Origin of the sequence: Mesorhizobium sp. B2-3-14, from assembly GCF_006442175.1 — a bacterium.
In the GTDB taxonomy this organism is placed as follows: domain Bacteria; phylum Pseudomonadota; class Alphaproteobacteria; order Rhizobiales; family Rhizobiaceae; genus Mesorhizobium; species Mesorhizobium australicum.
This window is the reverse complement of the sequence record NZ_VFVP01000002.1, coordinates 547165-572026: the sequence shown is the minus strand read 5'-3', so window position 1 is coordinate 572026 and position 24862 is coordinate 547165. Positions and strand designations below refer to the sequence as shown.

22 protein-coding genes and 1 riboswitch are annotated in these 24862 nt (G+C 63.5%); of the genes, 11 read left to right on the top strand and 11 right to left on the bottom strand.

Features of this window, described 5'->3' with window-relative positions:
* Nucleotides 1-46 precede the first annotated feature (46 nt).
* From gfa to FJ950_RS07420, 6 genes are all read left to right on the top strand, one after another.
* The gene (gfa, locus tag FJ950_RS07445) at nt 47-616 is read left to right on the top strand and encodes an S-(hydroxymethyl)glutathione synthase (protein ID WP_140616175.1); all 570 of its coding nucleotides are present in this window, start codon (nt 47-49) and stop codon (nt 614-616) included.
* Between the two features lie 64 nt (nt 617-680).
* Nucleotides 681-1148: a YaiI/YqxD family protein gene (locus FJ950_RS07440; protein WP_140616173.1), complete on the top strand. Its 468-nt coding sequence runs from the start codon at nt 681-683 to the stop codon at nt 1146-1148.
* 30 nt (nt 1149-1178) lie between these two features.
* Nucleotides 1179-1856, top strand: coding sequence for a DUF1345 domain-containing protein (locus FJ950_RS07435; RefSeq protein ID WP_015317608.1), 678 nt, complete (start codon nt 1179-1181; stop codon nt 1854-1856).
* A 97-nt stretch (nt 1857-1953) separates the two neighbouring features.
* Nucleotides 1954-2835, top strand: coding sequence for a cytochrome b/b6 domain-containing protein (locus FJ950_RS07430; protein WP_015317607.1), 882 nt, complete (start codon nt 1954-1956; stop codon nt 2833-2835).
* 1 nt (nt 2836) lies between these two features.
* Nucleotides 2837-3628 (top strand): molybdopterin-binding protein, encoded by a 792-nt coding sequence (locus FJ950_RS07425; protein ID WP_140616171.1) that lies wholly within the window; start codon nt 2837-2839, stop codon nt 3626-3628.
* The gene (locus FJ950_RS07420) at nt 3628-4065 is read left to right on the top strand and encodes a GNAT family N-acetyltransferase (RefSeq protein ID WP_140616169.1); all 438 of its coding nucleotides are present in this window, start codon (nt 3628-3630) and stop codon (nt 4063-4065) included. The genes FJ950_RS07425 and FJ950_RS07420 overlap by 1 nt, the downstream gene beginning before the upstream one ends.
* Here FJ950_RS07420 and FJ950_RS07415 read toward each other — a convergent pair.
* A complete protein-coding gene (locus FJ950_RS07415) occupies nt 4062-5063 on the bottom strand; it encodes a hypothetical protein (RefSeq protein ID WP_140616167.1) in 1002 nt (333 codons plus the stop codon). The two genes, FJ950_RS07420 and FJ950_RS07415, sit on opposite strands and share 4 nt — an antisense overlap.
* Before the next feature lie 174 nt (nt 5064-5237).
* A riboswitch (glycine riboswitch) is annotated at nt 5238-5324 on the top strand.
* Between the two features lie 149 nt (nt 5325-5473).
* Here FJ950_RS07415 and gcvT point away from each other — a divergent pair.
* Genes gcvT through gcvP form a run of 3 tightly spaced genes read left to right on the top strand, consistent with a single transcriptional unit; the run spans nt 5474 to nt 9777 of the window.
* A complete protein-coding gene (gcvT, locus tag FJ950_RS07410) occupies nt 5474-6574 on the top strand; it encodes a glycine cleavage system aminomethyltransferase GcvT (protein WP_140616165.1) in 1101 nt (366 codons plus the stop codon).
* Nucleotides 6575-6579: 5 nt separating this feature from the next.
* On the top strand, nt 6580-6948 hold the full coding sequence (gene gcvH / locus FJ950_RS07405) for a glycine cleavage system protein GcvH (RefSeq protein WP_015317602.1): 369 nt from the start codon (nt 6580-6582) through the stop codon (nt 6946-6948).
* A gap of 18 nt (nt 6949-6966) precedes the next feature.
* Nucleotides 6967-9777 (top strand): aminomethyl-transferring glycine dehydrogenase, encoded by a 2811-nt coding sequence (gene gcvP / locus FJ950_RS07400; protein ID WP_140616163.1) that lies wholly within the window; start codon nt 6967-6969, stop codon nt 9775-9777.
* Here gcvP and FJ950_RS07395 read toward each other — a convergent pair whose 3' ends face one another.
* The 9 genes from FJ950_RS07395 to cpaB all read right to left on the bottom strand — a co-directional run bounded on the left by FJ950_RS07395 (nt 9778) and on the right by cpaB (nt 19197).
* Complete coding sequence (locus FJ950_RS07395) at nt 9778-10953, bottom strand: GGDEF domain-containing protein (RefSeq protein WP_140616161.1); 1176 nt, start codon at nt 10951-10953, stop codon at nt 9778-9780.
* Between the two features lie 173 nt (nt 10954-11126).
* Nucleotides 11127-11600 carry a tetratricopeptide repeat protein gene (locus FJ950_RS07390; RefSeq protein ID WP_015317599.1) on the bottom strand — a complete coding sequence of 158 codons (474 nt, stop codon included), beginning with the start codon at nt 11598-11600 and terminating at the stop codon, nt 11127-11129.
* Nucleotides 11601-11929: 329 nt separating this feature from the next.
* On the bottom strand, nt 11930-12892 hold the full coding sequence (locus FJ950_RS07385) for a type II secretion system F family protein (protein WP_140616159.1): 963 nt from the start codon (nt 12890-12892) through the stop codon (nt 11930-11932).
* 1 nt (nt 12893) lies between these two features.
* Nucleotides 12894-13859 carry a type II secretion system F family protein gene (locus FJ950_RS07380; RefSeq protein WP_140616157.1) on the bottom strand — a complete coding sequence of 322 codons (966 nt, stop codon included), beginning with the start codon at nt 13857-13859 and terminating at the stop codon, nt 12894-12896.
* A gap of 5 nt (nt 13860-13864) precedes the next feature.
* On the bottom strand, nt 13865-15283 hold the full coding sequence (locus FJ950_RS07375) for a CpaF family protein (protein ID WP_140616155.1): 1419 nt from the start codon (nt 15281-15283) through the stop codon (nt 13865-13867).
* Entirely contained in the window at nt 15280-16488 is a 1209-nt protein-coding gene (locus FJ950_RS07370) for a response regulator (protein ID WP_140616153.1), read from the bottom strand. The genes FJ950_RS07375 and FJ950_RS07370 overlap by 4 nt, the downstream gene beginning before the upstream one ends.
* A gap of 33 nt (nt 16489-16521) precedes the next feature.
* Nucleotides 16522-16791 carry a hypothetical protein gene (locus FJ950_RS07365; RefSeq protein WP_140616151.1) on the bottom strand — a complete coding sequence of 90 codons (270 nt, stop codon included), beginning with the start codon at nt 16789-16791 and terminating at the stop codon, nt 16522-16524.
* A 3-nt stretch (nt 16792-16794) separates the two neighbouring features.
* Entirely contained in the window at nt 16795-18180 is a 1386-nt protein-coding gene (locus FJ950_RS07360; RefSeq protein ID WP_246681291.1) for a type II and III secretion system protein family protein, read from the bottom strand.
* Nucleotides 18181-18270: 90 nt separating this feature from the next.
* Nucleotides 18271-19197: a Flp pilus assembly protein CpaB gene (gene cpaB / locus FJ950_RS07355; protein WP_246681284.1), complete on the bottom strand. Its 927-nt coding sequence runs from the start codon at nt 19195-19197 to the stop codon at nt 18271-18273.
* 238 nt (nt 19198-19435) lie between these two features.
* Between cpaB and parE the strand changes: the two genes are divergently transcribed.
* A complete protein-coding gene (parE, locus tag FJ950_RS07350) occupies nt 19436-21493 on the top strand; it encodes a DNA topoisomerase IV subunit B (RefSeq protein WP_140616147.1) in 2058 nt (685 codons plus the stop codon).
* Nucleotides 21494-21537: 44 nt separating this feature from the next.
* Nucleotides 21538-23607: an FUSC family protein gene (locus FJ950_RS07345; RefSeq protein ID WP_140616145.1), complete on the top strand. Its 2070-nt coding sequence runs from the start codon at nt 21538-21540 to the stop codon at nt 23605-23607.
* Here the strand turns inward: FJ950_RS07345 and FJ950_RS07340 are convergent.
* Nucleotides 23604-24728: a DUF2336 domain-containing protein gene (locus tag FJ950_RS07340; RefSeq protein WP_140616143.1), complete on the bottom strand. Its 1125-nt coding sequence runs from the start codon at nt 24726-24728 to the stop codon at nt 23604-23606. The genes FJ950_RS07345 and FJ950_RS07340 overlap by 4 nt on opposite strands.
* Between the last annotated feature and the right edge of the window lie 134 nt (nt 24729-24862).

Sequence of the window (24862 nt, the reverse complement as noted above, 5' to 3'; positions counted from 1 at the left end):
CATCCGGCCAGCGACCCCTGTGGTGAAACATGGGAGGAGAGAAAAAATGGCGGAGAAACTGCATCCAAAGATCGACAATGGGCTGCCCAGGGAGAGCGCCAGCTTTGCCGGCGGCACGCTGGTCTGCGCCTGCACCAGCAAGCCGGTCAAGGTGAAGGTCAAGGGCCAGATCGCCCACAACCACGCCTGCGGCTGCACCAAATGCTGGAAGCCGGACGGTGCTGTATTCTCGGTGGTTGCGGTCGCCGGCACCGGCGATGTCACCGTCACCGAGAACGGCGACAAGCTCAAGGTGGTCGACCCCTCGGCGCTGATCCAGCGTCATGCCTGCACTCAATGCGGCGTCCACATGCACGGGCCGGTCGAGCGCGACCATCCGTTCAAGGGCCTGTCCTTCATCCATCCCGAGCGCTTCGAGGAAGACGGCTGGTCGCCTCCGGGCTTCACCGCCTTCGTCTCCTCGATCATCGAATCGGGTGTCGACCCAAGCCGCATGGACGGCATTCGCGGCAGGCTGAGGACGATCGGGCTGGAACCCTATGACTGCCTCAATCCGGGCCTGATGGACTATATCGCCACCTGGACGGCCAAGAAATCCGGCGCCCTGCCGGCCTGACCACCGAGAGATTTCCAGGCAGGGGCCGGATATGTTTCCGGCCCTGCTCGTTTCCGGAGAGACAATGCCCGCACCCGCCATCTACGTCGACGCCGACGCCTGCCCGGTCAAGGCGGAGGTAGAAAAGGTCGCCGAACGCCATGGCGTCGTCGTCACCTATGTTTCCAATGGCGGTCTGCGTCCCTCCCGCGACCCGATGATCCGCAATGTCGTGGTCTCCAAGAGCGCCGATGCCGCCGACGACTGGATCGTCGAGAACACCAAGCCCAACGACATCGTGGTGACGGCGGACATTCCGCTTGCCGCCCGCACGGTGGCGATCGGCGCGCATGTGCTGGGACCGACCGGGCGGCCGTTCACGCCCGAGACGATCGGCATGGCGGTGGCGATGCGGGACCTCAAGCAGCATCTGCGCGAAACCGGCGAGAGCAAGGGCTACAATGCCAGCTTCGCGCCGCAGGATCGTTCCCGGTTCCTGGGTGAACTTGACCGCATCTTGCGGCGCGCGCTGAAATCCGCCACACCGGGCTAGCAACAAAGCGCCATCCAGGTGGAGACCGCCATGGCCGCCGAAACCCCGATCAAGAAACCGATGCAGCGCCACATGCTGTTCGCGGTGTCGGCCTGTATCGGTGCGTTTGCGCTGCTTGTGGCGCTGCTGCTGCACGCCCCACTCGCCTATTCAATCGGCGCCAACATATTTTTTGCCGCTTACGTCCTTCTTGTCGTCAGCCAGATGCCCAAATTCACCGGCAAGTACCTGAGCAAGAATGCACGCGCCACCGATCAGCCGGTGCTGGTGATCTTCGCGGTCACGCTCGTTGTCGTCGGCGTTGCCCTTGTCTCCCTGTTCCTGCTGATCAATCGCAAGGATGGGGATCACCCGATCGAACTCGGCTTCGCACTGCTGTCGATCCCGCTCGGCTGGTTCACCATCCATGCCATGGCTGCGCTCCACTATGCCCATGTCTACTGGATGGACGGCGACGCGGTCGACGCCGGCACCAATAAGAAGATTCCGGTCGGCGGCCTGCTGTTCCCGGGCGACAAACGCCCCGAGGGCTGGGATTTCCTCTATTTCTCGACCGTCATCGGCATGACGGCGCAGACCGCCGACACCAACATCTCGACGACGCACATGCGATGTGTCGTGCTTGTCCACTCGGTCCTGTCGTTCTTCTTCAACACGGTCATCGTCGCCGCCGCCGTCAATCTCGCCGTCAGCCTGGGCGGTCCGTAATAAATCCGTGATCGCATGAAACATCGGTTTGGATCGCGACGTATCAAGAGGACAATGAACGCTTAGGACAAGCCGCAAGGCCGGGAGACCAGACAACATGGAATCGGTTGCCAGAAGCCAATCCGAAATTGGACCGGGCGCCCCCGCGTCAAAAGAGAAAACATTGATCTACCGGCAGTCGCGCTGGACGCGGCTGACACACTGGCTCTGGGCCATCTCGTTGTTTTTCATGCTGCTGTCCGGCCTGCAGATCTTCAATGCCCGGCCGCAGCTCTACATCGGCAAGCAATCCGGCTTCGACTACAACAACACCATTTTCGCCATAGGCGCCGAAAACACCAACGCCGGGCCGCGCGGCTACACCGAAATCTTCGGCCACCGCTTCGACACGACAGGCGTCCTTGGCTGGTCGGGCCCGACCGGTAACGAGACGGCGCGCGGTTTCCCGTCCTGGGCGACGATCCCGTCCTACTATGACCTCGGCACCGCCCGCGTGATCCATTTCTTCTTCGCCTGGATATTGACGACGACCTTGATCGTCTGGCTCGTCGCCAGCCTGATCAACGGCCACATCCGCCGCGATCTGGCGCCTCGCCTGGATGACCTCAAACGCTTGCCCCGGGACATCGCCAACCACGCCAGGCTGAAATTCCACCACACGCGCGAATACAACACGCTGCAGAAGATGGCCTATGGCGGCGTGCTGTTCGTGCTCTTGCCACTGATGATCATCACCGGCCTTGCAATGTCGCCGAGCATGAATTCGGTGCTGCCCTTCCTCAATGAATTGACCGGTGGCCGGCAGACGGCACGCACCATCCATTTCACCGTCATGGTGCTGCTGGTCGCCTTCTTCGTCATTCACATCCTGATGATCCTCGCCGCCGGCCCGATCAACGAACTGCGCTCGATCATTACCGGCTGGTACCGCACTGATCCTCCCGTGCATGACGACAAAACGTCCGAGAGGAGTGCCTGAGATGGCGAAATTTGAGATAAGCCGCCGAAAGTTCCTCACCGCCGCCGGCCTCGGCGCGTCCGGCATCATGCTGTCGGGCTGCGACGCCTTCGACAGCCAGCTCAGCATCGGCAGCGGCCTGCGCAGCTTCCTCGAAAACGCCAATGGCCTGACCCACAAGGCACAACGGTTGCTCGGCGGCGGCAATTCGCTGGCGCCCGAATTCACCGAGGCTGATATCCGTCAGCCAATGCGGCCGAACGGCGTGACCGCGCCGGACGACGACGCTTACAAGGCCCTGCTCGCCAACAACTTCGCCGATTGGCGACTGGAGGTGTCAGGCCTTGTGGAAAAGCCGCTGTCACTCACCCGCGAGCAGCTCATGAACATGCCGAGCCGCACCCAGATCACCCGACACGATTGCGTCGAAGGCTGGAGTTGCATCGCCAAATGGACCGGCACGCCACTGGCGCTGCTGCTCGACCAGGCGGTGGTCAAGCCGCAGGCCCGCTATGTCATGTTCCATTGCCTCGACACGATCGACCGCAGCCTGTCAGGCGACATCAAATATTACGGCACGATCGACCTCATCGATGCCCGCCATCCGCAAACGATCCTTGCCTACGGCCTGAACGGCAAGCCGCTGCCGGTCGAGAACGGCGCGCCGCTGCGTGTCCGCGTCGAGCGCCAGCTCGGCTACAAAATGCCGAAATATCTCTACAAGATCGAACTGGTCGATGGCTTCGCCACTATCGGCGGCGGCCGGGGCGGCTATTGGGAAGACAACGGCTATGACTGGTATGGCGGGATTTGATGGTCCCTCGCATACGGGCCGAGCACGATTTGTCCCCCACGGAATTGAGTTCGCTCGAGGATCGTCTCAACCGCGATAACCGACGTATGATCGACCGCGACGATGACCGAGGGCTGACCTTTGTCATCCGCGATGGTGCGGGACACGCGGTCGGAGTAGCCGCCGGCTACTCCTGGGCGGGCACGTCCGAACTGACCTTGATGTGGATAGACGAGGTTCACCGAGGTCGCGGCTACGCAAGGCAGTTGCTCGACGCCTTTGTCGCGGAGGCCGCCGATCGCGGCGTCAGGAAAATCTGGGTCTCCAGCCACGACTTCCAGGCACCAGGTCTCTATGAAAAGGCTGGCTTCGAGCGTATGGCCGAATTCTCGGGATGGCCCGAAGGCCATTCCAATATCATTCTTTGCAAAACGATAGCAGCGGACGGCGGGGCTTAGGCAACCTTGTCGAGCAACGGCTTCAGCGCCGGATGAATTTCCGGCGAGGCATGCTTGATCAGGGTCAGCAGTGCGCGCTCATTCTCGTACAGGGGCCGGTTCACCCCGATATGTCCGACCAGCCACTTTGCCTCACCGGCATCGATCGTCTCGGCACGGCGGGCCAGCGCCTCGGCGGCCCTGTTCTTGGCCTCCCATTCGGTCTCTATGTCGTCAGGAGAGCGGTAGGCCTCGATGATACCGGCAAGACCGCCGGAGACCATGCGGCTGAAGAAGCCGCCGATTTCCGGATCGGCATGATCGAGGAAAGTCTCCTGGCGCAGCGCCACCTCGCGGGTGGGCGCCTCATAACCGGCCGAGCACATGACGAAATTGGCGATCGCCTTGACGAACAGGTCGTTCCACGACGGATCGTTATTGGCCTGGGCGGTCCGCTCGTTGATCCTGAACAGCACCTCGGCCTCGGCCTGGGTGATGGCGATGTTGCCGTCGCCACCATGGGCATGGAGGATGCGGCGCAAAAGCTCGACTTCGGCCCCGGCGATCAGTCCGGGCACCAGCGCGCCGCCGAGCATCAGCGGTCCCTTACCGTCGACGACGGCGTGGGCGACCTGCTCCAGCGCGTAGACGCAAAGCCGGCTCGGCGAGGATTTCGCCTCTTCCAGCACATGGACCAGCAATTCGAGTTCGGTCCGGCTGTCGACCATGCCGTCCCGCGAAATCGTGCGGACCAGCCAGTCGGCATTCTCCCCCGAAATGTAGCCCAAGGGCTTTTCCTGATGGACGATGTAGTCGGTGACCGCCTCGACGAAGAACGGCGCCCATTCCGCGCATTTGTCCCGCGCCGTGTGGTCGAGCGCGAACAAGGCCTCGGCTTCGCCCCGGCTCACCACGCCGTCGGCGAACACGTCGCGGCGCAGCATCACGACATCCTCTGAAGCAATGCGGTTCTTCGAAGTCAGCCCCGCCACCGGAGCACTCATGATCAACTCGCCCATCTGTCGTCCCCGTCCGCCCCAACGCGTCACATCGGTCAGCTTTATCAGGAGTGTCTTGAAAAACCGGCAAACGGCGTGGTTAGCGAAGACTTGTCAGAACAATGTCGCTGGGAGGTGACAAGGTGTCGTCGACGGGCTATGGATGGCGCGTCGAGGGCTCAGGGTTTTGAGTCCTACCTGTTTGCGGGAGAGAGCAGCGAGAGCTGCCGCCGAAGGGGAAATCGCCCGAAATCTCTCAGGCAAAAGAACCGTAGACGGGAAAGACACTCTGGAAAGTCGGGGCTTGCCCCCGCGCCGAAGGTGTAAGCGCCGCTGACAGAGTTCCGGCTGCGCGAGTCTCTCAGGCTTCAGACAGAGGGGCACGGACTGGTCGCCATCAGCGGCCGATTGCGTGCGACTCTGGAGGCGACATGACGGGCGACGACGACAAACACCTTCCCCTCGAAGATATTCATGCGGCTGCCGGAGCGCGCTTCGGCGCCTTTGCCGGCTGGTCGATGCCGCTGACCTATCCGGCCGGCGTCATGAAAGAGCATCTTCACACCCGCGAGCATGCGGGGTTGTTCGACATCTCGCATATGAAACTGTTCGAGGTCAGTGGCCCGGAAGCGGTTGCGCTGTTGAACCGCGCCTGCCCGCTGGACGCCGGCGCGCTCGAAATCTCGCAGTCAAAGCTATCCTTTTTCCTGAACGAAGCAGGCGGCATTCTCGACGACCTGATCGTCACCCGGCTCGGCGACACCAGGTTCATGGTGGTCGCCAATGCCGGCAATGCCGTCGCCGACGAAAAGCATTTGCGCGCCCTGGCGACCGATTTCGAGGTGAAGGTCGAGCCGCTCGACCGCGTCTTCCTGGCGATCCAGGGTCCCGAAGCCTGGGCTGCACTCTCCCGCGCCGGCATCGAGACCGGCTCGCTGCTGTTCATGCATGGGGTCGAGCCGCGAAAAAACTGGTTCATGAGCCGGTCCGGCTACACCGGCGAGGACGGTTTCGAGATCGGCCTGCCGGAAGCCGATGCGCGTGACCTTGTCACCAAGCTGCTGGAGGATGAACGCGTGCTTTGGATCGGCCTTGCCGCGCGCGACAGCCTGCGGCTGGAGGCCGGCCTCTGCCTGCACGGCCAGGACATCACGCCCGAGACCGACCCGGCCGCGGCGGCGCTGATGTGGGCGATCCCGAAAGAAATCCGTGCCTCCGGCACCTTCATTGGCGCCGACGCCTTGCGCGCCGCCGTGGAACGTGGTCCGGCGCAGAAGCGCGTCGGGCTGAAACCGGAGGGTCGCCAGCCGGTGCGCGCCGGTGCCGCGCTGTTCGAAGCCAACGGCAATCCTGCCGGCCATGTCACATCGGGCGGCTTCGGCCCTTCCGCCGGCCATCCGGTCGCCATGGGTTATGTCTCCACGCCGCTGGCAAAGCCCGGAACGCGGATTTTCGCCGACGTGCGCGGCACGAAGATCCCAGTCGATGTCAGTTCTCTGCCCTTCACCCCTCATCGCTACCGCAAAGGATGAATTCCATGGCAACAACCTATTTCACATCGGATCACGAGTGGCTCAGCGTTGAGGGCGGCATCGCCACCGTCGGCATCACCGACTACGCGCAGGAGCAGCTCGGCGACCTCGTCTTCGTGGAACTGCCCGAAACGGGAAAGAAGCTCGCCAAGGGCGACACCGCCGTCGTGGTCGAATCCGTCAAGGCAGCCTCGGACGTTTATGCGCCGGTCGATGGCGAAATCACCGAAGCCAATGGCACGCTGTCGTCCGACCCCTCGCTGGTCAACTCGGCGGCAACCGGGGCCGGATGGCTGTGGAAGATGAAGCTCGCCGACGAAAGTCAGCTCGCCAGCCTCATGGATGAGGCCGCCTACAAAGCCCATATCGCCTGACATCGGGAACTTATTGACATGACCGCCGCTCCCTACCCCTTCTCGGCCCGCCACATTGGACCCGGCCTTGCCGACGTCAGAGCCATGCTCGCCGTCATCGGTGTTCCCTCCGTCGAGACACTGATCAGCCAGGCCGTGCCGAGATCGATCCGCCTCGACCAGCCGCTGGACCTCCCCGCGCCGGCCAGCGAAGCCGAAGCTCTCGCCGAATTGTCGGTGATCATGGCAAGAAATACGGTGCTGAAAAGCTTTATCGGCGCCGGTTACCACGGCGTCCACGTGCCGCCGGTCATCCAGCGCAATCTGTTCGAGAATCCGGCCTGGTACACCGCCTACACGCCCTATCAGGCCGAGATCAGCCAGGGCCGGCTCGAAATGCTGTTCAACTTCCAGACGCTGGTCACCGAACTGACCGGCCTGCCGGTGGCATCGGCTTCACTGCTCGACGAGGCGACCGCCGTCGCCGAAGCGGTCGGCATTGCGCTGCGCCACCACCGCGACAAGCGCACCAAGGTGGCACTTGCGGGCACACCGCACCCGCAGACGCTGGACGTCGTGCGCACCCGCGCCGAGCCGCTCGGCATCGAGATCGACGGCGAGACGATCGACGACAACACCGCCGCCCTGCTCGTCTCCTGGCCTGACACTTTTGGCGTCTATGGCGACCACAAGGCGGCCATCGAAAAAGCGCGCGCCACCGGCGCCATTGTCGTCTTCATCGCCGACCCGCTTGGTCTGACGCTGACCGACGCGCCGGCGAAACTCGGCGCCGACATCGCGGTCGGCCCGATGCAGCGCTTTGGCGTGCCGATGGGCTTTGGCGGCCCGCATGCGGCCTATTGCGCGGTCTCCGACAAGCTGACGCGGCTGATGCCCGGTCGCCTGGTCGGTCAGTCGACCGACAGCAAGGGCCGCCCCGGCTACCGCCTCGCCTTGCAGACGCGCGAGCAGCATATCCGCCGCGACAAGGCGACTTCCAACATCTGCACCGCACAGGCCCTGCTTGCCAATATGGCCACCGCCTACGCCATCTGGCACGGCCCGGTCGGCCTGCAGGCGATCGCCGGGCGCATACACGCGCTGGCCAACCGCCTGGCAAGCGGCCTAGAGGCGGCGGGCGTATCGGTGCTCGGCTCCAGCCGCTTCGACACGGTGACGGTGGAGACCAACGGCAAGGCGGCCCAGATCGCGGTGGCCGCCGAAAAGACCGGCCGGCTGCTGCGTGTGCTCGATGCCGACCATGTCGGCATCAGTTTTGACGAGACCTCGACCGACGCCGATCTCGACGCGATCGCGGCCTTGTTCGATGCCAAGGCTGTCGCTTCCGCCGGCAGCACGGTGCCCGGCAAGCCACGTGGCAAGGAGTTTTTGACCCAGCCGGTCTTTCACGAGAACAAGTCGGAAACCGAGATGATGCGCTTTCTGCGCCGGCTGGCCGACAAGGACCTGGCGCTCGACCGCGCCATGATCCCGCTGGGCTCCTGCACCATGAAGCTCAACGCCGCGGCGGAAATGATGCCGGTGAGTTGGCCAAGCATCGCCAATTTGCATCCCTTCGCGCCAGCAAGCCATTCGGCCGGCTACCGCGCCATGATCGGCGAACTGGAAGGCTGGCTGTCGGAAATCACCGGTTTCGACGCCGTGACCTTGCAGCCCAATGCCGGCAGCCAGGGCGAATATGCCGGGCTGCTCGCCATTCGCGCCTATCACCGTTCGCGCGGCGAGGGCCATCGTACCGTCTGCCTGATCCCGTCTTCCGCGCATGGCACCAATCCGGCGAGTGCCGCGATGGCCGGCATGAGCGTCGTCGTCGTGCGCTGCCTGGAAGACGGCAACATCGACATGGACGATATGCGCGCCAAGGCCAACGAGCATTCCAAGAATCTCGCGGCGCTGATGTTCACCTATCCCTCCACCCATGGCGTCTACGAGGAAGGCGCGCGCCACCTCTGCGCCCTCATCCATGAGCATGGCGGCCAGGTCTATTTCGATGGCGCCAACCTCAACGCGCTGGTCGGCCTTGCTCGGCCAGGCGACATCGGCGCCGACGTCTGTCACATGAACCTGCACAAGACCTTCTGCATCCCGCATGGCGGCGGCGGCCCGGGTGTCGGTCCGATCGGTGTCAGGGCTCATCTGAAGCCCTATCTGCCCGGCCATGTCAGCGAAGGCTCGGCTCATGCCGTGGCCGCCGCTCCCTTCGGCAGCGCTTCCATCCTGCCGATCACCTGGATGTACATCCGCATGATGGGCGCTTCCGGCCTGAAGCAGGCGACCGAGACAGCGATCGTTTCGGCCAACTATGTGGCGACGCGGCTCGCCCCGCATTTCCCGCTGCTTTACAAGGGCAGGAGCGATCGCGTCGCCCACGAATGCATCCTCGACACTCGCGTGCTCAAGGAGAGCGCCGGCATCAGTGTCGAGGACATCGCCAAGCGCCTGATCGATTATGGTTTCCACGCGCCGACGATGTCGTTTCCGGTCGCCGGCACGCTGATGGTGGAGCCGACCGAGTCCGAACCCAAGCGCGAGTTGGATCGCTTCTGCGAGGCCATGATCGCCATTGCCGGCGAAGCGGCGAAAGTGGCCAAAGGCGAATGGCCCTTGGCCGACAATCCGCTGGTCAACGCACCGCACACATCGGCCGAGGCGCTGGCCGGTCAATGGACCCATCCGTATTCGCGTCTGGAGGCGGCCTATCCCGCCGGCGATGCCGACACCGCGACGAAGTACTGGCCGCCGGTGTCGCGCATCGACAATGTCGCCGGCGACCGTAATCTGGTCTGCTCCTGCCCGCCGCTGTCGGATTACCTGGGCGCGGCCGAATAGCTACGCGGAACGCAAGGCCGGCTCGACCGCGTCGGCCCTGCCCGTCTTTTTGCGGCCGATGACGCAATTTCGCCCCGCACGCTTGGCGGCATAGAGCGTGGCGTCGGCCCTGGCCAGCACCTCATCGAGGGTGCTGCCGTCGGCCTCGCCGAAGCCAATCCCGCCGCTGACCGTGCTGCGCAAGGGCCCGAGCGCGGTGGGCACGACTTCCGTGCCGAAAGCGACGCCGATCTTGCTGGCGAGGTCATAGGCCCGCTCTTCCGTCACGCGCGACATGACGATTGCGAACTCCTCGCCGCCCAGGCGAAAGGCGTCGACCCCGGTTCTGGCATATCTCCTGATGACGGCGGCGAAGCGGCACAGGACCTGGTCCCCGACCGGGTGTCCATAGATGTCGTTCGTCCGCTTGAAATGATCGAGATCGAACATGACGATCGCCATGAACGGGCCGAAGGTGCGCTCGCCATAAAGCGACGCCAGACCCCGACGGTTCATCAGTCCGGTCAACGGGTCGGTCATGGTCTCGGCCTTGAGCTCGATCTGCGCCTGCAGATGGTGGAGCGAAAGCGTCAACGCGCCAAGGCCTGTCATACAGGCCACCGCCACGACCGAGTTAAGGCGTTCGGCCCAATTGTCGGGCGCGACGCCGAGCGTCCACTGGCCTTTGGCCATCAGAACCACGCCGCAAAGGGCAAACGACAGCGCACAGGTGCCGCTCAGGAACGAAACCACCAGGAGGATACGGCGATCGTGACTGCCATTGATCCAGAACATGGCACCGATCGTCGAGAGCAGCGCGGTAACCGTCGCGTAGGTGATCACGAAGCCGACCCCGTCAAGGCCCATGAAGGTCACGGCCGCGCAGACAACCATGGCGGCAAATGTCGGCGCGATCGCACGCCTGTGCTCGCGCACGCCGAGATACTGCATGGCCGAAATGCAGATGATGAGAAAACCCAGGCTGAGTAGCGCCAGCGCGATCTGGCAAAGCAGCGGATCGGGCTCCCTGGTATAGCGCCAGAACAGGATCACATGCGCCACGAGCACGATAATGCCGCACGCCACTGTCAGCACGAAGCCCGCCCGCGGCGCCGTGAGCCAGATCGCAACCATGGTAGCGGCTAGACAGGTACCCGACAGCGCGGCTGCGAGCAGGAGCGAACTGAAATCCAGCATATCGGGCGGAGGCCTCTCGAGCGTCGGCGGTTGCGCCGCATTCTAGGTCAGCGGCAGCCCTCGGATATGATTTTCGGGCGATCTCTCGGCCCAAGCTGCGAATAGGGTTTACAAAGCGTCGATGCCACCTGTGCCAAAATCGCCCCCCTGGACGGCGCGACCATCAACCGGCATCAGCCCTTGTTCAGCAAGGCGAGGTTGGCGTCGACAACGGTGGGATCGGTCATGCCGGCCTTCGCCTCGAGCAGCAGCGCCCGGGCCTTCTTCTTGTTGCCGCGCAACAGTTGCGAATAACCCATATTGTTGACGATCTGCGGCTTGCGGCCGGCAACCTTCAGGAGCTGGCCGTAGGCGCGGTCGGCGAAGTCGAAGCGGCCAAGTTCGTCATAGGAAGCCGCGAGCCCCATCCAGGCCTCGGCATTGTCGGCCTTCAGCTCGACGGCCTTGCGGAAATGCGCTTCGGCAAGACCATAATTGGCATCGCGAAACTGTGCCTTGCCTTCCGCCAGGTCGGATGTGGCGACATCCTTCCCTTCAGGCTGGATCGCAGTGGTCTTGGTCGTGTCGACGTTATTGTTCGTCGTACACCCGCTGATCATTAGGACGGCTGCCATCATGGCCATCGCCGCAAATTTTATCTGACGCATGCCCTGCCCCGTCGCCCGATTTGCCGGGTCGTTCTTCGGGAAAGAGACTACAGAAGAGCGATTAAGCTTCGGTGCCGAAATGCAGCTAACTTTCAGTTTCCGGAATAGCAATCATTAACCACCGGCGCGTGCCCCTCAAATCTCCGCGGACGCGAGCGGCGCCGCAGCGAGGCCCAGCAAGAGGGTGCGCAACAATATTTGCATGGACTTCTCGCTCATTTAGGCCGAAGCGGGTCCGATTTACCTGCCGTACCCAATAACTTTCTTGCAATCGCCTCGGCGGACTTTTGCGGTGAACACCATCACCTCGCCCGCACTCCAAAATACAGCTAATGGGCCGTCATTTTGACGATGATGGGAATGACCGCGATCATCAGCACCACCGGCAGGATGCAGACCACGACCGGCACCGACATCTTGGCCGGCAAGGCATGGGCCTTCTCCTCGGCCAGCGACATGCGCTTGTGGCGCATTTCGTCTGAAAACACCCTGAGCGCGCCCGACAGGCTGGTGCCGAGTTCCTTCGACTGCTGCAGGAGCGTGGCGAAGGAGCGTACCTCGTCCAGGCTGAGACGATCGGCGAGCGCCTTCAGCGCGTCGTCCAGGCTGCGCCCCGCCCGAAGTTCCAAGCACACGAGCTGCAGGTTCTGGCTGAGCGACGGATAGCTCTTGGCGAGTTCTTTCGAAACGCGCTCGACGCCGGCTTCCATGCTCATGCCGGCGTCCGAACAGACGATCATCAGGTCCATGAAATCGGGGAAGCCGTTGCGGTATTCGCGCATCTTCTCGCGCACCTTCTGGGTCAGCACGAGACCCGGCAAAAAATAGCCGGCGGCCCCCGACAGGATGATGAAGGTCCACCGGCTGGTCATGGTCGCGTCGGGACTGGCCATCCACCGGTTGAGCACGAAGACCGCGAACGTCGTGCCGATCATTGCCGTGAACCGGATGAGGAAGAACATGCCGACGGCGCGCGGCTCCATGTAGCCCGCCTGGATGAGCTTCAGGCGCAGGCGAGCGACATTTTCCGGGTCGCTCTTGGCATAGAATTCCTGCGCCCTCTTCACCGCTTGCTCGCGCACGACGCCGCTATTCTTCTTCTGCACAGGTTCGGGTCTGGCGGCCACCGGACCCTGGTCGACCTTGAGCCGGCGCTTGACGTCGTTGCGGTCGCCCTTCGCCACCAGCATCGGCCAGGCGACAGCGGCCGCTCCCGCGGCAAGCAGGAGGACGGCCACCGGCATCAGCGAGGTCGGCGCGAGGGAAGCGAGGAATTCAATGACGCTTTGCATGTCAGAACTTAAAATTCGACATTTTGAACATGATCAGATTGCCCAGCATCAGCCAGCTGACCGAGCCGCCGATCATGTACCATGTCTTCGGCACGCCCCAGACGTCGCTGTAATATCCCGGCATCATGGCCATGATGGCGGTGAACAGCAGCGCCGGTACGGCCGTCAAAATGTAGGCCGAGAGGCGCCCTTCCGTCGAAATGGCGCGCACCTTGCGTCGCAGCTTGCCGCGTTCGCGGATCGTCGTCGACAACCCATCAAGGATCTCGCGCAGATTGCCGCCCGAACTGGTCTGGATCGACACGGCGGTGATGAACAGCGGCAGATCCTCGTGGCCGACCCGGTCGAACAGTGCATTCAGCGCCGTGACCAGGTCGGAACCATAAGTGACTTCGTCGGCAATGACGCCGAATTCCGTGCCGATCGGATCGGGCATCTCGCGCGACACCATGGCGATGGCCACCGGCACCGGATGACCGGCCTTGAGGCCGCGCGTGATCAGCTCCAGCGCTTCCGGCAGTTGCATGCCGAAACGCTTCAGCCGGCGCTTGCGCATGGAGCGCATCGCCATGACCGGCAGCAACGGCACCAGCACGACGAACAGGATGAGCCCCATCAGCAGCGGCAGCCCGCGCCAGATCGCGGCCAGGGCAACGGCCGTCGCCACACCGCAGGTGATCGTCAGGAATTTCGAAAGCGGCATCACCATGCCCGACTGCGTGCGCAGGGCACGGAACCGGTCGGGCGAAAACAGCGACGTTCCCGCGTCGAGACCGCGCTCCTTGCGCAGCTGGATCAGCACCTGTTCCTGGCTGATCTTGTTTTCCTGCAGTTTCATGCGCCGGTTGATGGCGGTGCGTTTGTCGCTGCGTCCGGCATAGAGCAGGTAGATCGCCTCGGCCACCATGATGCCGGTCAGTGCGGCTCCGGCATAGACGACATATATCGCGCTGAACCCGTCGAACACGCCGGCTACTCCTGCGGCCGGCCGGGTTCGAAATAACGTCCGGGAAAGTCGATGCCCATGGCGCGCAGGTCTTCCAGGAAACGCGGCCGAATGCCGGTCGCCTCGTAGTAGCCAAGGATCTTGCCATCGGCCTCCATGCCGGTGCGCACGAAGCGGAAGATCTCCTGCATCTGGATGACATCGCCTTCCATGCCGGTCACCTCGGCGACGCTCGTCACCTTGCGCTTGCCGTCGGAAAGTCGGGTCAGCTGGACGATGATGTCGATGGCGCTGGCGATCTGGCTGCGGATCGACTGCACCGTCATCGGCATGCCGGTCATGCCCAGCATCTGCTCGAGGCGCGAAATGCAGTCGCGCGGCGTATTGGCGTGGATGGTCGCCATCGAGCCTTCGTGGCCGGTGTTCATGGCCTGCAGCATGTCGAAGGCTTCCTCGCCGCGGCACTCGCCGAGGATGACGCGGTCGGGACGCATGCGCAGCGCGTTCTTGACCAGGTCGCGCTGTTTGAGCTCGCCATGGCCTTCGATGTTGGCGGGACGTGTCTCCATGCGTGCGACATGCGGCTGCTGCAATTGAAGTTCCGCCGCGTCCTCGATGGTGATCAGCCGCTCGTCTTCCGGAATGAACGCCGACAGCGCGTTGAGCATTGTCGTCTTGCCTGTGCCGGTGCCGCCCGAAATGATCGTCGTCTTGCGGGCGTGGACGGCCGCGGCCAGCACTTCGGCCATGTTCTGCGTGATGGCGCCGAATTCGACCAGCCTGTGCAGGCCAAGCTTGTTCTTGGAGAACTTGCGGATCGACACCAGCGGGCCGTCGACGGCCACCGGGCGGATGGCTGCGTTGAATCGCGAGCCGTCCAGCATCCGAGCGTCGACCATCGGTTGCGATTCATCGACGCGGCGACCGACGGCGGCCACGATCTTGTTGACGATTCTGAGCAGATGCGCCTCGTCCTTGAACGGGATATGGACCTGCTGCAGCTTGCCCTTCTTTTCGACGAAGCAGTTCTCATGGCCGTTGATCAGGATATCGTTGATATCGGGATCCTTGAGCAGCGGCTCGAGCGGGCCGAGGCCGACCATCTCGTCGACGATGTCGTCAACCAGCGCGTCGAGTTCGGCGGTGTTGATCGCCATTCGCTCCTGGCGGGTCTTTTCCGATACGAAATCGTGCACTTGCCGGCGCATCTCTTCCTTGGGCAAACGCTCCAGCGCGACGAGATTGATCTCCTCGAGCAGCATCCGGTGGATGCGCACGCGGGCATCGAGCACCTTGTTGGCATTCTTTGCCGGCGCCGCCTCCGCCTTCGCCGGCAAAGCCTTTCGGCTGGTCGGGATGACGACAGCATGATGCGCGACCGGCGTCGATTCAGCCGGGCGCGTACGCGCGTCACGGTTCTGCAGGGTGGAAAAACGGCTGGTCATCCAGCTTTCCTTTTTAAGAGGCCCCTGCCGAAGCCGAACAGCGACTTCGACTTGCCCGCGGTTGCCACCGCCTCTTCCGGAAGGATGATCTTCTTCAGGTCGTTGACGACATTGGCATTGGGATCGATCTCGTGCAGCGGCACGCCGCGGTCGACCGCCTCGCGCACCAGCCGGTAGTTGTTGGCGATGCCGCCGACAAAATGCTCGCCAAGGATTTCCTGGACGTCCGCCTGCTTGATGCCGTTGTCGAACATCTTCTGCTCGAAACGGTTGACGATCACGTTCGGCTTCACTTCCTTGCCGGCGGTCTCGTAGACGGCCTGGATCAGCCGCTGCGTATGGCGCAGGCACGGCACCGTCATTTCGGCCACGATGTAAAGTTTGTTGGAACCGAGCAGCACAGTTTCCGTCCACGGAAACCAGGTGCGCGGCATGTCGATGACGACATTGTCGAAATAGGCCGAAACGAGGTCCAGCATGCGCACCACGACATCGGTCTTGAATGAGCGCATTTCGGACGGATGTGTCGGCGCCGCCAGCACACACAGTCCGCTGGCGTGCTTGGACAGCATCACATCGAGCAGTTGCCGGTCGAGGCGCTCAGGCTGGTTCTCGATTTCGGTGATGTCGAAACGCGGCTCGAGATCGAGATATTCGGCGCAGGCACCTTGCTGGAAATTGAGGTCGACCACGCAGGTCGAGGCGCCGCGCGTCACCGAATGATGCAGCTGGAACGCGGTCTGCAGTGCCAGTGTCGTGGTGCCGACGCCGCCGGCGGCGGGCATGAAGGTATAGATCTGCGACTCGGTGTTTTCCTCGCGCCCGGGTCCCTGCAGAGCCCGCACGACCGAACGCACGAGGTCTGCGGTGGTGATCGGCTTGACCAGGAAATCGGCGACCTTGAGCTGCACCAGGATGCGCACGGCCGCGGCGTTGAACTCCTGGGTGACCACGACCACCGGTGCCTTGCCCTCGAGCCGGCGCATGACGCGCTGCAGGGACTCGATCTCCTCGAGTTTCGCTGCATCCATGTCGACGATGACAACGCCGAACTCGGCCTCCTGGACCTCGCCGCGCAGCTCGGTGACGTTCTTCTCCACCGTCATGAGCTGGATGATCTCGGAGGCGGCGAAGGCCGTCTTCGTGTCCTGCGCGAAGGTCCGGTCTGTCGATACGAGCAGGATTTTCTTGGTGCTGTTTGCCATTCTCGCCGCCTGTGAGGTCGATCGCCGTCTGGATCAGTTGTCGGTGGTCGTTTGCGCTGCCTTGGCACCGGCCGCCTGATCGGGCGTGACGGGTCCGGCACTGCCGCGCTTGGCAGGCACGAGAAGTCTCGTGTTCTGGACGCCGTACTTCCATGGGTCGACCATCTGCATGACGGTGTTGGCGGCCTGCGCCTCGCCGGCGCCGGACGTCACCCCCTCGCTGCGCACGTAGTCGTCGCTGGTGCAGCCGCCTGCCAGGCCGGCAAGAAGCAGGGCGATGCACGATCTCAGGATCAGACGCATGGCTCAGTCCTTCGGCAGGTCGAGGAAATGACCGACTTTGGTGGCAGGAGCGGCCCGTGCGGCACTGCCGTCGGCCAGCGCCAGCGCGCGGCCCGTATCCGGCGCCTTCACCTCCTCGGTGTTGTTGAGGAAATAGTCGACATTGCTGGCTGCCTGCGTGCCATCGGTCGGCTCAGCCATTTTCTTCGACGGATCGACCGGCTTGACCAGATAGGGCGTGACGATGATGACCAGGTCGGTCTCGCGCCGCTGATAGGATTTCGACGAAAACAGCGCTCCAAGCACCGGCATCTTGCCAAGGCCGGGAATGCGAGACGTGGTAATGTCGTTCTGGGACTGCAAAAGCCCGGCGATCATGAAGCTCTGGCCGTTCTTCAGGTCGACCGAGGTCTTGGCGCGGCGCACGATGAAGCCGGGTACGGAAATGTTGCCGATATTGTAGGACGCCGACGCATCGATCGAGGAGACTTCCGGCGCGATGTCGAGGCTGACCAACCCGTCCTTGAGTACGGTCGGCTTGAAATCCAGGCTAACGCCATATTTCTTGTAGCTGACCGAAATCTTGCCGTTATCCTCCGAAACCGGGATCGGAAATTCGCCGCCGGCCAGGAAGCTCGCTGTCTCCCCTGAACGCGCGATCAGGTTCGGCTCAGCCAGCCGACGGGCAAGGCCGCGCTCTTCCAGCGCCTTGATGGCAATGTCGATCGAGACGCCGTTCGACAGCAGTCGGCCGATGATCTCGCCGGTCCCCGCCGCTGGCACCGTGCCCGGATCCAGTGAAATGTCGCGACCGCCGAAGCCGTAGGCGAAATTGGCGCTGTATTTCGCGCCCAGGTCCTGCCCTGCCTGGCGGTTGATCTCGACGAACCGGACATTGAGCTGAACCTGCTGCGACGAAGAGATATTGACCGAGTTGATCACTTCCTCATTGCCGGAAAAGCGGCTGGCGATCTTGCTTGCCTTGTCCGCCGCAACCGCGTCATCCGCCTCACCCGACAGCACGACACGGCCGTTGGCCGAGCCGACCTTGATCTTGGCGTCCGGCACACTGGCACGGATAGTGTTCGCCAATTGGTCGGTGTCGAGCGTCACCTCGATGTCCACGGTGCCGACGAGCTGCTTGTTCTGGTCGAACAGCGCAATGCCGGTGGTGCCGAGATTGTTGCCCAGCACATAGAAGGATTTGTCGGTCAGCGGGTTGACGTTGGCGATCTCCGGATCACCGATGACGATCTGGTAGAAGGCCGCGCTCGTCATGATCGTCTTGGGCTTGCCCTTGGCAACCTTGATCGACGCATTCTTGGTCGACGAGACATAGACGATGTCGTTGTCCGCCTTCGCCGCTCCGGGCAAGGCAAGCACGCCGCTCGCAGCCAGGGTAAACGCCATCGCCAGGGCGCGCACCAAGCGCGACCGAGCCGTCATTCGATATAGGGTACGCATCAACATTGTCCCGTCCCGCCCGGTCCCCACCGGTCTTTACTTCTGGTCCCGCGTTGGAACCTGATATTCCTCGGCCTGCGTGCCGCGCGTCACGATGATCGTCTTGAATTTCGGCTTCTCCGGCTCCTTCGCTATGGCATTGAACAAGGAGCCGGCCACGGCCTGCGTCTTGGAAGCGACGGATCCGCCGAAGGAAGAGATGGTGGTGACGCCGTTCTTGCCATCGCCGCCTTCGCTGGCGGAGCGAAGCGACAGCGACAGCGTTCCGACGGTGCGGGCAAGCGCCACTTTCTGCGCGCCGTCGCTCGTCACCTCGAGGGTCACGGAATTGGCCACCTGCGGCGTCGTCTGGCGCTCGTCGGCGCCCTGCCCGACGCTGAGCACCTTGGCGTCGGCAACGACGATCTCCGAGGTGATGGTCGAACCGGCAGCCCCTTGCGCGTTCTTGGCGACTTCCTGGATTTCGCCGGCATCGCGCGTCAGCACGACATCGACCCGGTCGCCCGGCGTCACGAAGCCACCGACGCCGGCGATCTCGTCGGTGCGGATGGTGACCGCCCGCATTCCGGGCGTCAGCATGTTGGACAGCGTTGCGCGGCCGTTCGGTCCCGACAGCTTGGCGAGCAGCACCGGCTCGTTGATCTCGATCGGCGACAGCGCGACCCGACCGCCTTCGCCGAGCAATCCATCGATGGTGGCAAAGGCGCCCTGCGGAAGGGAATCCTGCGGCCACGGGATTTCGCTGAGCTTGGAGCGGTCGAGCTCCATGCCGTAGCGCAACGGCGCGTTCGCCACCACGATGGTCTTGAACTCGATCCTGGGCGCGGCCGGAGCGGCGATCGAGGCCGTTTTCTCCTGGGCATCGGCCTTCGCTTGGCTCTTGACCCAGAAATCCGCGGCAAAGATCGAGATCGCGCCGAAAACGGCGGCGATGCCGATCATCGTTATGGCCTTGCCCCTCACGCCGAAAACCCCTGATGCCCGTCGTTTCTTGTTATGTTGGGCTCACGCTAGGCGGCATTGTTAAAGAATCAGGAATATTGCGCGGCGGCATTTGACCTATTTCCGCCCGCTTGGTTATCGAATGGTTTTAGGGTAAGAGCAGTTAAATCCCCGAACGTAACAGGAACCTCCGTCGCTTGGCGCTGAAAAGCGTGGCAGTATCGACGGGGTGATTCGCAGCTTGGACTCTATGGCAGGCATGGACGACAACAACGATCTTTTCGGCAATCTGGAAAAACAGCCGCAGCCGGTTCGCACGCCGGCGCGCCCGGCGGATCCGCTGGTACAGGCGGCCGCCAGGCGTCCAGCCGCAACCAAGGATGGCAGCGAGGGCTACAGCGCCGCCGACATCGAGGTGCTTGAGGGCCTTGAGCCGGTGCGCCGCCGGCCAGGCATGTATATTGGCGGCACTGACGACAAGGCGATGCACCATCTGTTCGCCGAGGTCATCGACAATTCGATGGACGAAGCGGTTGCCGGCCACGCCACCTTCATCGATGTCGAACTCTCCGCCGACGGCCATCTCACGGTTACCGACAATGGCCGCGGCATTCCGGTCGACATGCACCCAAAATTCAAGAAGCCGGCGCTCGAAGTCATCATGACGACGCTGCATTCGGGCGGCAAGTTCGACTCCAAGGTCTACGAAACATCCGGCGGCCTGCACGGCGTTGGCGTCTCCGTCGTCAACGCCCTGTCGGATCATCTCGAGGTCGAGGTGGCACGTGGGCGCCAGCTCTATCGCCAGCGCTTTTCGCGCGGCGTCCCGGTGACCGGACTGGAGCAGCTCGGCGAAGTCCACAACCGGCGCGGCACAAAAATCCGCTTCCATCCCGACGAGCAGATTTTCGGCAAGGGCGCGGCCTTCGAGCCGGCGCGTCTCTACCGCATGACGCGTTCGAAGGCGTACCTGTTTGGCGGCGTCGAGATCCGCTGGACCTGCGATCCCTCCCTCATCAAGGAAAAGGATCAGACACCGGCCAAGGCGGAATTCCATTTCCCAGGCGGCCTCAAGGATTATCTGAAGGCGTCGCTCGGCGATGAATTCCAGGTGACGCGCGAAATCTTCGCCGGCAAGAGCGACAAGCAAGGCGGCCATGGCTCGCTCGAATGGGCGGTGACCTGGTTCGGTGGCGACGGCTTCATCAATTCCTACTGCAACACCATCCCGACCGGTGAAGGCGGCACCCACGAAGCCGGCTTCCGAAACGTGCTGACGCGCGGCCTGCGCGCCTATGCCGACCTCGTCGGCAACAAGCGCGCCTCGATCGTCACCTCGGAAGACGTCATGATTTCGGCCGCCGGCATGCTGTCGGTGTTCATCCGCGAGCCGGAATTCGTCGGCCAGACCAAGGACAGGCTGGCGACGATCGAAGCGATACGCATCGTCGAGACCGCGATCCGCGACCCATTCGACCATTGGCTGGCCGACAATCCGCAGGAAGCCTCGAAGCTGCTCGACTGGGTGATCGCGCGCGCCGACGAACGGGTGCGCCGCCGCCAGGAAAAGGAAGTGTCGCGCAAGAGCGCAGTGCGCAAGCTGCGCTTGCCGGGCAAGCTCGCCGACTGCACGCAGAACGCGGCGGCGGGTGCCGAACTCTTCATCGTCGAAGGCGATTCCGCCGGCGGCTCGGCCAAGCAGGCACGCGATCGTGCCAGCCAGGCCGTCTTGCCGCTGCGCGGAAAAATCCTCAACGTCGCCAGCGCCGGCAATGACAAGCTGGCCGCCAACCAGCAGATATCGGACCTGATCCAGGCGCTCGGCTGCGGCACGCGGTCAAAATACCGTGACGAGGATTTGCGCTACGACCGCGTCATCATCATGACCGACGCCGACGTCGACGGCGCACACATCGCTTCGCTGCTGATCACCTTCTTCTACCAAGAGATGCCGGCGCTGGTGCGCGGCGGCCATCTCTATCTGGCGGTGCCGCCGCTTTACTCGATCAGGCAAGGCGGCAAGGTCGCCTATGCCCGCGACGACGCCCACAAGGACGAGCTTCTGCGCACCGAATTCACCGGGCGCGGCAAGGTCGAGCTTGGCCGCTTCAAGGGCCTGGGCGAAATGATGGCCGCGCAGCTCAAGGAAACCACCATGGATCCAAGGAAGCGCACCTTGCTCAGGGTCGATGTGAACGAAGTCGATTCCGCCACCAAGGACAGGGTCGACGAGCTGATGGGCACCAAACCCGAAGCCCGCTTCCGCTTCATCCAGGAACGCGCCGAATTCGCCGAGACGGAAGTGCTGGATATCTAGCCGCTGGCGCGTTTAGCTTGCGTTCCTGACATGGAGACCAGCATGTGACCTGGGCGCGGCTGAAAACCTATTTCGAGACGAGCCTGGCCGGGCTGACGCAACCGACACGCTCGGACTGGATTTTCGCGCTGCGCACCGTTTCGGCCGGCATGATCGCATTGCTGGCCGCTTACGCGCTGAAGCTCGACCATCCGCAATGGGCGATGATGACGGTGTTCATCGTCGCCCAGCCGGTTGCCGGCATGGTGCTGGCGAAAGGCTTCTACCGCCTGCTCGGCACGCTGGCCGGCGGTGTCGCGGCAATTGGCATCACCACGGCATTCGGCACCGGCCCCTGGATTCTGGTGACGGTGCTTGCTGTCTGGATTGGCATTTGCACCTTCGTCTCGTCGCTGCTGCGCAATCCCGAAGCCTACGGCGCGGCTCTTGCAGGCTACACCGCAATGATCATCGGCCTGCCCGCTTTCGGACAACCGCATCTGGTCGTAGACCTCGCGGTCGCGCGTTGTGCCGAGATCGTGCTCGGCATCGTCTGCGCCGGCCTGACCAGCCGACTGATCCTGCCAAAACTGGCCAGCGACGCCATCGTCTCGCGGCTGAAACGCTGCATTCTCGACCTCGCCACCTATGCCGGCGGTGCGTTTTCAGGCGGCGACCGGGCAACGCTGATCGGCCTGCACCGGAAGCTTGTCGCCGATACCCAGACGCTTGGCGAGATGCGCGCCTATGCCAGGCTCGAAGCGCCGAGCTTCGCGCCGCGCGCGCATCCGGTGCGGCGCACCATCGGACAACTGCTTTCGGCACTTTCGGCGGCGCGCGCGCTCTATTCGCATGCCGCTCCCAAAAACGCCGCCCTCATCCCGGTACGCTCGGAACTGCAGGCCCTTGTCAGCGAACTGGCAGCCAAGCCGGGAGCGCTGGACGATACCTCATCCTGGGTGGCGCGGCTCGACGCGATCTCGATCAGGGCCAGGCAAATGCCCGACGCCTCGATCGAGCCGGGTGAGGACAGGGTCGGCACCATTACCCGCCTTACCATAGCGGCCGATTTCGCCGAGGCGCTGAAACAGGTGCTGCGTGGCCTCGATGCCTTGCGCGCGCCGGTCACGCGCCGTCCAGGTCCCGGCAGCCAGCAGCCGGCCCTGGTGGTGCATCGCGACTATCCCGGTGCTGCGCGCAACGCCATCCGCGCGGCCGTTGCCACGCTGCTGGTGGCGGCTTTCTGGCTGACGACGAAGTGGTCGGAGGCGGCCGGCACCGTCATCCTCGTTGCCGTCGTGTCGAGCCTGTTTGCCGCTCGCCCCGACCCCGTGCAAGTATCCTGGGGATTCTTCAAGGGAACGCTGCTCGCTTTGCCTTTTGCCTTTCTCGTCGGGCAGGTTGCGCTCCCTGCTCTGCCCGGCTTCGGCTGGTTCATGCTGTTCGTCGTGCCGATCATGGTGCCGGCGGCACTCGCCATGGCCAATCCGCGCTATGTCGGCGTGGCGACGGCCTTCGCCATCAACTTCCTGGCCTTCCTCAGCCCACATCAGGCGATGACCTATGATCCCGGCCCCTTCTTCGCCGGCTCGGCATCGATCCTCGTCGGCATCCTCTTGGCCATCGGCGTCTTCATCGTCGTATTGCCGGCCGATCCATGGCTCGCGGCCGACCGCATCGTGCGGGCCATGCGGGAGGATCTGGCGCGGCTTTGCCTGCATGAGCGCGTGCCGAGGCGCTCAGCCTTCGAGAGCCTCGCTTACGACCGGGTCAATCAGTTGATGCCGCTGGTGCAGAATTCCGGCAGGAAGGGCGAGGCGGTGCTGGGCGGCGGCGTCGCTTCCGTCACGGTCGGCCTGGAAATCCTGCGGCTGCGCACGGCCAGCCAAAACCATGCCCTCCCATCGGAAACGACGCTTTCAATCGCCACCTTCCTGAGGGGACTGGCGCGCGAGCTGCTTTTCCGAGCCCCTGGGGATCCGCAAACAGCGACCATTGCCGTCGCCCGGCAGTATGCGGCAGGCATCGCCCAGCGAAACGCCACCGGCGACATGCTGCAGATCGCGGCGTCCCTGCGCATCATCGCCGCGGCGATGGAAGATTTCCCGGATTTCTTCGCGAGGGAGAAAACCTAGGCAGCGGCGATCGCCAGTGCATGGCCGCGTGCGTTCTCACGCAGGGCGTCTAGGTGGATCGATTTGATCAATGCGGCAAGATCGCCTTCGGCGGATTGCCCGCCTAATTCCTTGAGCATCAGCCAACTGACTTCCTGCACGCCAGCAACGCGCTTGCCGTTGGCGACCTCGCGCCAGATCTTCAGGGCGCGCAGGATGACGGCATGCGTGGCGGCAGCCATGCCGGCGCTGCGGAACAGCGCCTGCAGGGCCACGTCGTGCCCGCCGGCCAGCAGCGCCCTCACCCGTGGTTCGGACTGTTGGCTGAGCGCCACCAGCGCCGAGCCGAAGAAATCGACCTTGCCGTGCGCGATGGTGCGGATCAGGAAGCTCGCGGTCAGATCGCCGCGCAGCCTGAGATGCTCGATCAGCGCCGCGTGCTCTTCTTGGCGCGTGCCCTCGATCAGCGTCACCGAGGCCTTGACGCAAGCATCGCGCATGACCCTGTCGGCACGCGCGGCTCCCATCAATGCCATGACCAGCGGCGATGTCTTCAATGTCTCGCCGAGCTTGACGAGCAGCATATGCCGGCAATCGGCAGGCAGCCTGATATCCGATATCAACGCCTCGCGCACCAGAGGCAGATGCCCGTGACGTTGCGCCATGCGCCTGAAGCTGAGTGACGCGATGTCGGCGCCGCTATTGGCCAAAAGCACGGCGCAGGCCTCCGCCTCGCCGACCTCGGCGATGGCCGCCGAAAGCGCCATCGAGACGGAAGGCCGGTCGGCGATCAGCTTCTGCGTTGCCTTCTGGCTCGCCGCCACACGATTGATCAAATCGGCGTCGGTGAGCAGCGGCGAGCGCGCCAGCACGACACCGGCGACCTCCGGCTGATCGGCGGCAAGCGCACTGATGATCTGCAACGGCGCGTGATGGCTCATCGAGAACGCTTCCGCCATCGCCAGCCGCACTTTCGACGAGGCGTCGTCGAGCAGCAGCGTCAGCGCGGCCTCGGCGGCGCAGCGATCCTCGAACGGCAATTCGCAATTGACATAGGCTCGGGCCAGCGCATGAGCGGCGGCGGCGCGCTCCGAAACCCTGGCCGTGTAGATCCATTTCAGGAAATGCGAAACAACTACCATGCCCGTCTGCTTACGCCCCATGCCAGAAGGTTTCCGGCCCCGTGAGGAGGGTAGGCAGAAATGGTTTACGAACGGTTCACCATGTTCATTAACTGGCTTGCGAGCGCCTGAAGCAGCGCCTATCAACCGTCAGA

Coding starts and splice junctions, on each gene's coding strand:
- FJ950_RS07440 (WP_140616173.1), top strand. CDS start 681: ATGCCCGCACCCGCCATCTACGTCGACGCCGACGCCTGCCCGGTCAAG.
- FJ950_RS07420 (WP_140616169.1), top strand. CDS start 3,628: ATGGTCCCTCGCATACGGGCCGAGCACGATTTGTCCCCCACGGAATTG.
- FJ950_RS07365 (WP_140616151.1), bottom strand. CDS start 16,791: ATGCGTCTGATCCTGAGATCGTGCATCGCCCTGCTTCTTGCCGGCCTG.
- FJ950_RS07340 (WP_140616143.1), bottom strand. CDS start 24,728: ATGGTAGTTGTTTCGCATTTCCTGAAATGGATCTACACGGCCAGGGTT.
- FJ950_RS07360 (WP_246681291.1), bottom strand. CDS start 18,180: ATGGCGTTTACCCTGGCTGCGAGCGGCGTGCTTGCCTTGCCCGGAGCG.
- FJ950_RS07370 (WP_140616153.1), bottom strand. CDS start 16,488: ATGGCAAACAGCACCAAGAAAATCCTGCTCGTATCGACAGACCGGACC.
- gfa (WP_140616175.1), top strand. CDS start 47: ATGGCGGAGAAACTGCATCCAAAGATCGACAATGGGCTGCCCAGGGAG.
- FJ950_RS07390 (WP_015317599.1), bottom strand. CDS start 11,600: ATGCGTCAGATAAAATTTGCGGCGATGGCCATGATGGCAGCCGTCCTA.
- FJ950_RS07395 (WP_140616161.1), bottom strand. CDS start 10,953: ATGCTGGATTTCAGTTCGCTCCTGCTCGCAGCCGCGCTGTCGGGTACC.
- FJ950_RS07430 (WP_015317607.1), top strand. CDS start 1,954: ATGGAATCGGTTGCCAGAAGCCAATCCGAAATTGGACCGGGCGCCCCC.
- gcvP (WP_140616163.1), top strand. CDS start 6,967: ATGACCGCCGCTCCCTACCCCTTCTCGGCCCGCCACATTGGACCCGGC.
- gcvT (WP_140616165.1), top strand. CDS start 5,474: ATGACGGGCGACGACGACAAACACCTTCCCCTCGAAGATATTCATGCG.
- FJ950_RS07385 (WP_140616159.1), bottom strand. CDS start 12,892: ATGCAAAGCGTCATTGAATTCCTCGCTTCCCTCGCGCCGACCTCGCTG.
- gcvH (WP_015317602.1), top strand. CDS start 6,580: ATGGCAACAACCTATTTCACATCGGATCACGAGTGGCTCAGCGTTGAG.
- FJ950_RS07415 (WP_140616167.1), bottom strand. CDS start 5,063: ATGGGCGAGTTGATCATGAGTGCTCCGGTGGCGGGGCTGACTTCGAAG.
- FJ950_RS07375 (WP_140616155.1), bottom strand. CDS start 15,283: ATGACCAGCCGTTTTTCCACCCTGCAGAACCGTGACGCGCGTACGCGC.
- FJ950_RS07435 (WP_015317608.1), top strand. CDS start 1,179: ATGGCCGCCGAAACCCCGATCAAGAAACCGATGCAGCGCCACATGCTG.
- parE (WP_140616147.1), top strand. CDS start 19,436: ATGGACGACAACAACGATCTTTTCGGCAATCTGGAAAAACAGCCGCAG.
- FJ950_RS07425 (WP_140616171.1), top strand. CDS start 2,837: ATGGCGAAATTTGAGATAAGCCGCCGAAAGTTCCTCACCGCCGCCGGC.